Here is an 11,663-nt window from a genome sequence, read left to right on the forward strand (position 1 = left end):
CGGAGTACTCAGCGTGCAGGGTTGCGCCATATGCCTTCCACGGTCCTTCTCAGACTCCAAGACGGAACTGCATGGTTGCTGTCCACGATCACGATCGATCACCCTTGGGACACCAGCAAGGTGAATCAGGCAGCAACGTTGCTAATTGAATTGGGCGATTCATGGTCTTGGGACAGACTGGCCACGCGATTGGCCGACGATCTGGAGATCCCAAAGATCTCCGTCGAAAATACCCCGTTGCATAGCGGTGCCGAAGCTCTTTTCAAGTTGAACAAGGTCACTGATTCAATAACTCGGCAATGGCTTCAGGATCGGCCTTACGAATCGTGTCTTGTCCGTATCGTTGACGACCGCCAGTCGTTGAATCGTGAGCTGGTTGCGTGCGTGCAAGTCGCTGTTGGGCAGTTCGTGGCGCAGTTAGATGCAGATGTCGTCGCGCTGCTACGTCCCAGAGGCATAGTTCTAAGTGAATTTAACTACCTAGCAAGGCGCCATCATCATCGACTGTATCGCATGCAATTTGCGCAGAACTTGCCCCTACTTTTGAGGGCAGTTGTCGGGCAGGATTCAGACAAGCGATGGTCTGCTGTTCGTTCGGAAATTGATCTTGGTCAATCCCCCATCAGTTCGATTTCTAAACAGTTTCACGTATCCCCGTCGACCGTCCGATGCCTGAGGCGAGTAAGCCCTTCCGAGGCGGGACCTGAATGGGAGTCGAAGCCCCACAAGCTGCTCACCGCGCTTGACACCATCGCGCCTGAACATCGTCCTCGAAATGTCCAGCAGTGGCAACTGCTATCCCGACAGTACAAGCAATTCACTGATCTGTTTCATGGTTCACCAGCGCACGCCGCACTTGTGGGCGCACGACTGCGGCACGCCATGCGGATCACTGCCAGGCAAGGTCTCCAATTTCCAGAGGCCGATACAAACGACATTGAATTAATTGAGCGTTTTCGCGATGCATTCAAGCAAATTGTGCTCAACCACTTTGAACTGGATCGTAGCCACACGGCCGCGGGAATGGAGCGTCGCGGCATTATTGCGATCGGTATTGATCGCTATCTCGGTCGATTGGCCTGGCCGAGGTTGACAGAGCTGGCGCGCAAGTTCTCGCAAGAGCTTTCCTTCGCAGTCGTCCGCCATCGCGACCTGATTGATTTTATTGACAGCCAACGGTATTGGTGCTTTATCCCCGATGGCGAATTCATTGCTCCGAACGGAATGGTTGTGATATGTCTCGAGGACATTGCGGCCTTGAGAAAACATGGTCAAACGATCAACAACTGTCTGGCAGGTGGACACCGCGCCCAATATCACGAAGCGTGTGCTTCCGGTCGCTCCATGATCGTTGCCGTGCTGGCGCAAGAATCTCGTAGGACGCTTTCAACTGCCGAATTTCGCCTTCAAACCGCGATCGCTACGACATCCTCTGGTCATAATCTCAGAGTTTCTCTGAAATTAGTTCAACACACTGGGCGCGGCAACACATCGCCAGGCTTTGCCGAAACACAGGCAATCTCGGCGCTCGTTTCGGTTTTTGAATCCTCGATATGGCAAGCGCACGCGATCAAAGGTATGCGGGCGATCGCTCAGCGCGGGCTTGTCGCCGCGTCGGCTGGCACCACCAAACCCATGCTATTCGCAAGCCGTGAAGCGCTTCAGCGCACATTTGGAGAATCTAGAACAGTCCAGGTCTTTCAGGAAGTAGCTAGTGGAGAAGCACATGGATTGCCCAACAGAATTGAATTGAAGTGAAGATCCACGGTTACCTAGCCTGCCGCCCAGGAGTACGACATGATGGCCCGATGGATGCACCCCCGCATTACGACGCTGCCCAAGCGGCAGTCGGCCGATCATCGCTCGCGAAATTCCACGAACTGGCCAATCAACTACCTCAAATGCAAACGCGACTCCCGAAGTATCCAGCGGGAACAACGAAGGTTTCCTTGGCTGCAAGCAGTCATCCAGTTCTGATTTCTCTCTGTTTCACTATTCATTTCACAACGGTGTCGCGGAGGCTATGTCAATTTGTGTGATATCAGCCAGGCCTCAATGCTTTATAAAATTACCTTGAGTTTTGAGTGCCGATAACTCGACGAAAAGCTACCGGTTAGCGGTCATTGGCGAACGTCTGCTTCTGGCCCAAACCGGTAGTTCAAGCGGTACGGGTGAATGACTGCTTCCGCTGGCGCATTCAACCGGTCGACGCAACACATTCGCGGACCATCTCAGCGGGTGTGTGGAAGCCGAGCGTTTTGCGCGGCCTCTCGTTCAATTGTCTCGCGATCGCGTTGAGTTGAAGCTGTGAGAAACCCGAAATATCCATGCCCTTGGGCATGTACTGCCTGAGCAGCCCATTCGTGTTCTCGTTGCTTCCGCGTTGCCACGGGCTTTGTGGATCGCAGAAGAAGACCTGGATGTCGGTGGCCATGGTGAACTGCTTGTGCGCATGCATCTCCGTGCCTCTATCCCAGGTCAGTGACTTGTAGAGCTCTTGCGGAAGTTTTCGGGGGTTCTTGATGAGCGCGTTGACGACCGTTTGCGAGTCTTTGCCATCCAGCTTCACCAACATCACATATCGCGTTTGACGCTCGACCAATGTCGCGATCTGGCTCTTGCCACTACCAAAGACCAGGTCTCCCTCCCAGTGGCCGGGCACCGCTCGGTCTTCGACGAAGGCAGGCCGCTCGCTGATCGAAACAGCATCGACGATCTGTCCGTGAATTGCGGTCTTTTGCGTGTAGTGACGAGATCGACGCATCCCGCGGGTACGTCTCAGGTGCTCCAGCAACTCCCTCTTCAAGGCACCACGCGCTTGAATGAACAGACTGCGGTAGATGGTCTCGTGTGACACGTGATGGCTCTCGTCGCTCGGATAAGTATGCTTGAGCCAACCTGCGATTTGTTCTGGCGACCAGAGCAAGCGCAACTTGTCAGCGACGATTCGCGCCAAGGCACGGTCCTCAATCAGCTTGCAGCGCTTTGGGCGCCGCGCTCGCTCCCAAGCCGCTTCATCGGCCTGATTTGCACGGTAGCCTTCACCGCCACCATTGCGCTTGATCTCCCTGCTGATCGTCGATGGTGCGCGCCCGAGCCTCGCCGCTGTTGATCGAATCGATTCGCCTGCCACCATCGCTCGCGAGATCTCTTCGCGTTCCGCCAGGGTCAATGCACTTGATGCACGCAATCGCTGCGCCGGGCGAAATCCACCTGTCTCCGCAAGTATTCTGTGAATCGACGTATGGGCACGATCGAAGAGCTTGCCAATCTCATGAAGCGTCCAGCCTTGCTTCCAGCGCTCCCACATCAAGGCCTTCCGCCTAAGCGGTGGTTAGTGTGTTGCGTCGACCGGTTGAATCCGCCCTGCGTAGCGGACGATCTGGGGCACAGCTTGATCGGCGGCAACCGAGACATCGTAGCCGAGACCTGAACGGGCTTCACGCTATCAGCGTCATTGGTCGCCAATGGTACGGGAGCAGTTCGTCGATGCGGCTATTCGGGTGGGTTGGCAGGCGCCGGAGTACGTCGTTGATATATGCCCATGGGTCATGCCCGTTCATGCGTGCTGACTGGATCAGGCTCATGACCGCTGCCGCCAGCTTGCCCGCGCGCAAGCTGCCGGCAAACAGCCAGCTGTTGCGGCCGATGGCGACGGGCCGGATCTGGTTCTCGATCCAATTGTTGTCTACGGGCAAATGTCCGTCATCTGCGAAGCGGATAAGTGCGGCCCAGCGTTTGAGGCTGTAATCCAGCGCCTTGGCTGTGGCCGATCCGTCAGGGAGCCTTGCGCCACTGCAGCGTCATCCATTCGTGCAGGTCGTCCAGGAGCGGCTTCGTTCTCTCCCTCCGGACTGCCAAACGCTGCTCGGCGCTGAGCTCCTTGACCTCACTCTCGATCTCGTAGATGCAGGCCAGCTGCTCCAGCGCGCTCTGGGCGATCCGGCTCTGGTTGGTCGCGTGCAGATCGAAGAGCTTGCGCCCCGCGTGGGCGAGGCAGCCCACCTCGGTGACGCCGGCAGCCAGAATGCAAGTGCTACTCCGGCCACTGAAGCGGCAGAGACCTGGTATTCGGCCACGATCTGGACTTTGAGTTCTGGGGGGTAGTAGCGCGGCTTGGGGCGTTGGGCGGTCGCCTCGTTTGCCATCGTGTGCATGGTCTTCATCGTACACACGATGCCCCAGTGGTGGGTATATCTCAAGAAGGGATTGCCAGACGCATACAGATATTTTGCGCTCTCATCTGAACCGACATCAGTGGCGTGTGTGTCTGTCCCAAATTCACTGAGATCAATGCCCATGCTTCGCTAGGTTCTTGTTTTCGGGACCCGGATATCTAATCCAGGCCTCCATAGTCGGGAGCATCGTCTGCAGAACCTTGACACAGCTCCCCGTGTTGCCGCAACTTACTCAATGGCGGCGAGACCTTGAGCGTCGCGCAGAATTGACTGCCCCGATGATCAACCCTTGTATCGGCGGACTCGGGGCGCTTGCCGTAGGCATCGCAGGATTCAGTTGCGCAGCGTATGCGGATGCGCCCCCGGAGTTCCGCCTGAAGAGACGAGATATGCAGGTCGTCTGTTCCGAAGAGCCAGCTCAGCCGATGGCCGCCTGCGAAGCAGCCTCGATCCGGACCGCCTTTGCTGACACTGGCAGAAATAGCCAGCGTTCGGTGACCTGCTCCTTCGTCGCCAACTGGACTGCATAGGCATAGGCTTCCAGTTGTCCGCCATGCGCCCGGGCGAGCCGGTCGTCGACGCCAGCGCCACGAGGATCAGACTTGTGGTCAATCAGCACTCGTCCGGCACCGACCTTGAGTAGAAGGTCGATTTGGCCTCGTATGATCGACCCGTCTTCCATTCGGGCCTCTACCGGAACCTCCACCTCGGGTGTCGCATCGGGCCATCTGGCGCGCCACCAGGCGGTGAACGCAGTGATCTGTTTTTGGACAGCAGCAGGGCTGATGGAGCCATACACACTCCAACGCCGCAGAATCTGCTCGATCTCCTCTTCGTTCAGCCCCCGTACTGGATCAATCGTCGCGCATGCAATGCACGCATGTATCGCGGAGCCAAGGGATTCGAAATCCGTTCCTGGTTGAACAGCGATTCGTGCACCGACATCCTCAATGGTGGCCACCTTGAACGCCCCTTCGCGCTCCTTGATGGAGCTCGGTGCATACCAGAGCCGCGAGAGCTTCTTGGGCGCACCTGGCTCAAAAAACTGCAGGACTTGAGCCGGCCGGGCTGGTGGCGCCGCACTGGCTTCTGCCGGATCCCAGGCCGCGCGCTCGCACCGCAGTTGAACACCGTTGATTTCCCGAGTTCCCTCATGGCCCCAGAGTTTGTCGGATGCGCCGACCTCGTCCAGCCAATCCCGTGCGGGAGCCTCGTCGGCATCCTTTGTGGCGCCTACCAGTACCACCATGTCGCGGGCGCGCGTCAAAGTCACATACAGCAGCCGGCAGTTTTCTCGTCGAGCTTCCTCCGCCATATGTAGCCCTGCCTGGCTGTCCTCCGCGGTTTGCGTAGCAGGGACGTCTGAAGAAGCACCATAGGGGTATGGCCAGCAGTGGATGAAGCGGCGCGCCAACGGTTTTTGCGCGTCAAAAGCGCCCTCCGTCCTAGCGCGCACGTTCCAGAGATCTGTACGGTGGCCATGGTTCAGGCCAAGGACGATCACGACCGGCCATTCCAGACCCTTGGCACCGTGACACGTCATGATCTCCACAGCACCATAAGCCGCGGCAGCCCGTCCATCCATGGCCTTGTCGGCGAGGTCGGCCAGATGAAGCAGCAAGCCGTTGATGGTGGCCGGCTTGCGAGAGTTAAGGCACAGTTGCTCGTACTCGCGCCCGAGCATCAGCAGGGCCTCTACGTTTGCGATTCGCACTTGGGCAGAGCGGTCGTTGCCCGACCACTGGTGGGCCAGGCGGGCGACGCCTGATCGCGCCTTTGCGAAGCGCAACGCTTCGTGCGGCGTCATCGAGAGCAAGCGCCCTCGTTCGGCGTGAAGGTGCGCGAGTAGAGGGTGAGCACCTTCGCCTTCGACCTTCCAGGAGGACCGAGCGTGCCGGGGGTGCTCCTGTTCGTCCATGTCCAACTTTGCGAGAAAGCTCAGACGGTCTTGGAGCCACTCCACCGGCTCCTCAGCATCACTGAGCGATACGATCAGGGCCGATGCGACGGTGTCCTCAGGGTCATGCATTCTCCGCAGGCATGCAAGGACGAGCTGACACTCGGGTGTGTCGAGCAAGCCCGGGCTCTCTGCCGCCGCTGGAATGCCCCACCGACCAAGCGCTGCAACAGCGTCACGTACAGTCTTGTTAGAGCGACAAAGGATCGCGACGTCATCCGGTCGCAGAGGCCGGGGCTCTCCGGTGACCTTGTCTTGGATCTGCAGTCCGCGGTCGAGTAGCTGGGTGACGGCTGGACCGAGCGCAGTGACATCGAGCGCCCGCTTACCTTTGGGGAGGACGAAACTCCAATTCAGCAGGTTCGGGCCTTCAAGGGCTGGCCGTTGCGCTGTCAGGGTGATATCGGCGGGTGCTGCAGGCGCAAAGGCCGGCACGAACACCTGATTGGCCAACTCAACGAGGGGGGCGGTCGAGCGCCAAGATTGTGTCAACGGCGCACCCAGCGTCCCGCCCCATTCTCTTACAGAGCTGAGAATTTGCTGAATGAGGCTCGAGTCAGTACCCCTGAATCCGTAGATGGCTTGTTTCTGGTCGCCGACCCAGACGGACGCTTTGGCAAGCTTCGCCAACTCCACGAAGATGGCCAACTGCAAGGGGTTAGTGTCCTGAAATTCATCCACGAGAACGAGATCCAGTTCTTCACGGAGAGCCTGCCGCACAAGGTCGCTGTCTTTTAGCGCGCGAAGTAGCATCACTTCCTGATCGTTAAAGTCAACGACGCCAAGCTCACGCTTGGCATCAGCAAAGGCTTGCAGGGCGCGAGCGGCCAGCTCGAAAACGAGCGAAAGGTACTGCCGGATATCGTCATGGAAGCCGACATGGGAGTCGTGCAGGCGGGCAACGTCCTGGACGGGGACGAGCATCGGTCGTTGCTTGGCACCCGCTTCGACTCCGGCCAGTTTGTGCCAATCGCTCCAGGCCAAAGTGCCTCGAGCGATACCCTGAATGGCCTGCTGAACCTGATCAATTCCCTTTGCCAGCACTGCGGTCGTGTTGCCGGCAGCCTGGACGGCTTGCAACTGCGGCAAGGCCGTCAGTAAGGCCTCCAGAAGTGCAGCTGTGTGGTGACCAGTGGGCGTCGGCCAGCAGGCCAACATGGCATCCGCATTGCGCGGTCCCATTGCCCACACGTCATCCGCAGACAGGTCGTTGGAGCGAGCCGCATCGATCACGGCACCGATCGTGGCGGTGAGTGCGTCACGGCGCTTCTGTTCGGTGTTCACCGCCCGTCGATCGTCGCTTCCGATACTGAATCGGTGGCCTAGATCCATCAACGCTTGGACCTCTAAAGGCGACTGAACGCTTTCGATGGCGATCCCCACCAGTTGCTTGCCTTGATGTTCGTCGAGCACCGTCTGATCAGGAGAAATCCCGAGCTCGAAACAGAAACGCTTGATCAGCTGCCCGCAGACACTGTTGATGGTTCCGATCTTGGCTTGGCCAATCGCAGCAGACAGGTCCAAGCGTCCCTCTTTCAGCAGGCGTGCTCGGGCCCGTTCTCGTAGCTCGCTTGCCGCTTTCACGGTGAATGTGGTGGCCAACACGGCATGAGGACGCGCGGCCCCATCCTTTAGTCGTTGCGCAAGCAGCTGCGTGAGGTAGTGGGTCTTCCCGCTTCCTGCCCCGGCCCGGACAAATTCGACATTCATTGTGCGGTGTCCCAGCTGCGGTAGAGCGCCTCGAAATCCCCGTACCAAGGCCCGAGCTGCTTGAGGGGCAAGCATCCATCAGGGGGGACTGTAGGCTCTGGATCAAGCCCGCTCCCGATAACCTCGATCCTGCCTTCTTGCCACTGCCTCACGCGCCACTGCCAGGAGGCAGACGCCATCTGCACCAGCTGGACCGGGGTAGCGCCATTCTTTGCCGTCACCACTTTGGCTGAGGGAGCAAACAACTCCGGGGTCAGCGTCAATAGCGTTGCGTCTAGGAAAGTGAAATAACCTACAGCGATCGGAGCCTGCCCCAATTCGTGCTCTACCATACCGGCGTAGAAGGCAAGCTGGAGGTATTCACCCTGCTTCAGCACGTCGTAGAACCGGCTAGCCCGGGACCATTTCAGGTCCAAAGCAGCGGTTCGACCGCCACTGAGGTGGACCAGCAGATCCGTGGCTCCGTTCAGCGGCACGTCCCCCATCGAGCCGCTCAAGGCGCGCTCAGCCTCGACCCTAAAGGCGCCAGCGTGCTGCAGGTGGACCAGAAGCACCTCAATGCCGTGTCGCGCCGTTTGCCGGAACTGGTGAAGCTGGACTGCACTGCCTGGCGCAAGTAGGGGCGCTCCCTCCTGCTCCAACAGCAATTCCAATGCGTTCGGGAACCAAGCATCTAGCCGTGCGGTGTTCCAGCCCAGGGCGCCCTCTTCCCCGAACAAGCGTTCGACCAATCGGTGAGCCAGGGTCCCGAGAAGACGCGTCCCGTCGTCGACCTTGACGGTATTGGATGCGCGCAGTGCAGCGGCATCTTTCAGGATGGCCAGCGCTGGATTATTCAGCTGGATCTCCAGTGAGCTGTACGACTGCGTGGACATGCGCGTTGGACGAGGGAAGTGTGCCCGCCATGGCGCCGTGGGATCCAGCATCCAAACCCCAGCCGGCGGCCGCAGCGGCCGGGCCGGAACAACTTCCAAGACGCCGTGGTTGGCTGCAAACTGGTCCAGAGGTATCGTTTGTATGCTTGGCGCGATGTTCTTCATCAGCTGCCAAGCAGGGTGCTCTTCGGTGCCTTCTGGAGGGAGCATCAGGATCAGGTGCTTGCGCGCGGCAAGCACCGGACGCACCCACTCAGCCATCAGCGCCGCCATTTCCGCGGCGGGATCACGCAGTTGCACGCCCCCCGCTTTCAGGGATTCGAGTTCTGACGCCACCCAGGGGTGAGAAGGCGGCAGAGCAGGCTTGGCGGGCATCCACCAAATGACCTCGTCGGCCGATTCGACAGAGCAAGCCGCCGGCGTCGAAGCGCTCTGCGCGCACTTCACTTCCGCAATTGCCAGGCTACTGCTGGTGCCTGATGTCGCTTGGGCGGTGAGCTGCTCCAAAAGGCGAGGGCGCACCAAAGTCAGGTCACTGCCACGCAATTCCTGCAAACCCTGCAAGACTGCGGAGCACTGCTTGACTGCCGCTAGCAACTCACCCTGCTCGGTTGCGCTTTCATCCAAAGCGGAAGCCCTACCCTGAATGGCCTGCTGCAACTGGCTGACCCGCGCGATCACCAGCTCCAAGGATGCGCCTTCCGTGCGGCTGAACCGGGTGCTTTCCAACCATGCATCCACTGCGAGCAAGGCTTTGTCGCCGGATTCGGCGCGGATACGTTCACGGGCGGCGAGCCACTGAGGCCCCCCAATACCGGGCTGCTGTGCGTATGCCTTCCCTAGAGTCCGACGATCTTTTCGGGAAAAGGGTCCAACCGGATGCATCAGGAACTCAAGGAGTCGGTTCGGCTCAGCCGGGTCCCACAGCGTTTCCAGCGCGAGCGGCAACGCCTGCATCGCAGGTCGGAGAGTGCTTGCCTCTCCGAAGCCGCAGGCCGGAGCTCCGTGCGCTCTCAGGGTCTCATCAAGCGACGCGCCGTGTTCCTCGCTGACGATCATCCTTGATGCGTCTGGCGTGCACCGGATTCGATGCGCCAGCCAGTGTTCGGCCACTTCGCAACTCAAGGGTCTCAGCACGTGAATCGTGGCGTCGTGCGCCAAAGAGTTCACCACCGGAAGATTGCGCTGCTCTAGCGCCTGCCTGCACCCGGTTTGCAGTCGTCCCAAGTCACCAACGGGGGTTGCAACCTCAGAAGGCTGCCGGTCTAGTGGAAGCAGCTCGAGGACAGTGCGCCAACGTGCTGGATAAAGGGCAAAAGGATCCAGCAGCCGTATGCTTTCAATCTGCGTGGAACGGACCTTGAGTTTTTCAGCGACCTTCGCCAACCGCTCCCCCTCGCCTTGGGGAACCGTACCCACCACAAAATTCTCGACCGCAGCAAGATCAGCCAGGCGTTGGGGCCAGGCTTGGCTCCCGAATCCGTCCCAACCGCCGAGCATCCACTCGTCCCGCCACCGCAATAGGTGGGCAGCCGTCCCAATCTCGTCTGCCGCGAGGCTGCCGTGATAAAACCTTGATGGGTCGTCGGCCTTGCGCAGCGCTACTAGGTAGGCGGCGGTGCGCCGGGCGGCTGGCACCGCAGGCGCCGAGAGTCCAAGTTGCACTTCCAACAAGTTTAGGAAGGCCGATTGACCCACCACTGGATTCCCAAGATGGGCCGCTCCTGGCCCGTGCCATGACCCGACGTGCAGGCCGAAAGTAATGCGCATGCTTGGTCCCCTGATTTCAGTGTTCTAGTGTGCCGGGGTGTCTCAGATGCGTCAACAATATGTGACCGCTAACCTCCCGTCGGCGTCATTCTTTCGTGCACAGAGGCAACGGTTGGCAACTCTCAATCGCTGGCTTCCCCCTCACTTGGACAACCGCCGTGTGTTCGAAAACGCATGGCGGCTTGGGCTGTTGCCGCGTCCGTCGCCTGACTTCACCATTGAGGGGTACTTTCCGCCAGCTCTGATGCTTGCTTTTCGAACTTATCAGATGCGAGCATTACCGCGACCGTTCAGACTCTGCGCCAAGCTATCGTTGAAAGTCAATATTTCGGCATTCCCCATGGGGGCTGGACTGATTTGCCTGTGGCGCACGCTTGGCTCTTTTTACCGTCTTAAGCGGGTAAGCGTTAGCGGTACCCACGATCATTTGATGGTGGCAAGCCGTTCCATTTCATCAACGGCACTGGTCAAAGCTGCGTGCATCGGAGCTTGACGATTGGCAAAAATATCAGCCAGCGCGCGGTAATACCACAGCGTGCCGTCCCTTTTTGCAGTAAATCTTTCAAACACTGAAGGCCCGACAGTGAGCAGATCGCTCAGGATCGCTCGCGCGTTGTGCAATTTGTCCGCGCCCGAAACGAGTAACACTTCTGCGTCTGCTTCGGCCAGATGGGCAAGATAAAATTTCTTCCGTTCTGCCCAGGGCGCCTTCTCTCCAGCAGCATCGGGGACGCCGTCCGTACAACCCTCGACCAACTTTAAAACGCGACGGCCGAAGCGTTCCTCGATCACGGGGGCAAACTGCAGGCCCCCGTCCTCCAGCACATCATGCAAGAGTGCGGCAATGGCCTGATCCTCATCCGCACCGAAGTCCAAGGCCAGAGAAGCGACCCCCATGGGATGCGCCACGTACGGAATCTGGGTGCCCTTGCGCACCTGCTTATCGTGAGCCTCTACGGCTAACGCGAGCGCCTGGGAAATCCGTTCGGTCAGCATGGTGCTCCTCGACAGTGTGGTTGTGAATCGATATCACCTTGATCGCGTCTGTTCAATAGGCGGCTAGGGCTATGAAAGAGGCCGACGCTCAGGAGGTAAGTTAGACAAGAAATTTTAGGTCATGCCCAGGGCGGTTTCAAACAAGGCCCCTCTGATCACCTCGAACGTCACTAAACT

Annotated in this window: 5 protein-coding genes and 1 pseudogene; 1 reads left to right on the forward strand and 5 read right to left on the reverse strand. The window is 59.0% G+C overall.

The features are described 5' to 3' along the window. Positions 1-75 precede the first annotated feature (75 nt). A complete protein-coding gene (locus tag Q8L50_RS07695) occupies positions 76-1,758 on the forward strand; it encodes a hypothetical protein (RefSeq protein WP_305348080.1) in 1,683 nt (560 codons plus the stop codon). A gap of 439 nt (positions 1,759-2,197) precedes the next feature. On the opposite strand, the gene Q8L50_RS07700 is transcribed toward Q8L50_RS07695, so the two are convergent. The 5 genes and pseudogenes from Q8L50_RS07700 to Q8L50_RS07720 all read right to left on the reverse strand — a co-directional run bounded on the left by Q8L50_RS07700 (position 2,198) and on the right by Q8L50_RS07720 (position 11,486). Further along, positions 2,198-3,310: an IS30 family transposase gene (locus Q8L50_RS07700; RefSeq protein ID WP_305348081.1), complete on the reverse strand. Its 1,113-nt coding sequence runs from the start codon at positions 3,308-3,310 to the stop codon at positions 2,198-2,200. 130 nt (positions 3,311-3,440) lie between these two features. Then, positions 3,441-4,017, reverse strand: a pseudogene (locus Q8L50_RS07705) (IS66 family transposase); the annotation flags it as partial. A gap of 579 nt (positions 4,018-4,596) precedes the next feature. Continuing rightward, positions 4,597-7,845 carry an exodeoxyribonuclease V subunit beta gene (locus Q8L50_RS07710; RefSeq protein WP_305348082.1) on the reverse strand — a complete coding sequence of 1,083 codons (3,249 nt, stop codon included), beginning with the start codon at positions 7,843-7,845 and terminating at the stop codon, positions 4,597-4,599. Next, positions 7,842-10,490: a PD-(D/E)XK nuclease family protein gene (locus tag Q8L50_RS07715; protein WP_305348083.1), complete on the reverse strand. Its 2,649-nt coding sequence runs from the start codon at positions 10,488-10,490 to the stop codon at positions 7,842-7,844. Before Q8L50_RS07715 ends, Q8L50_RS07710 begins: the two co-directional genes overlap by 4 nt. Positions 10,491-10,913: 423 nt before the next feature. Further along, positions 10,914-11,486 carry an HD domain-containing protein gene (locus tag Q8L50_RS07720; RefSeq protein WP_305348084.1) on the reverse strand — a complete coding sequence of 191 codons (573 nt, stop codon included), beginning with the start codon at positions 11,484-11,486 and terminating at the stop codon, positions 10,914-10,916. Positions 11,487-11,663: the final 177 nt, after the last annotated feature.

Source organism: Polaromonas sp. (assembly GCF_030680935.1).
In the GTDB taxonomy this organism is placed as follows: domain Bacteria; phylum Pseudomonadota; class Gammaproteobacteria; order Burkholderiales; family Burkholderiaceae_C; genus Polaromonas.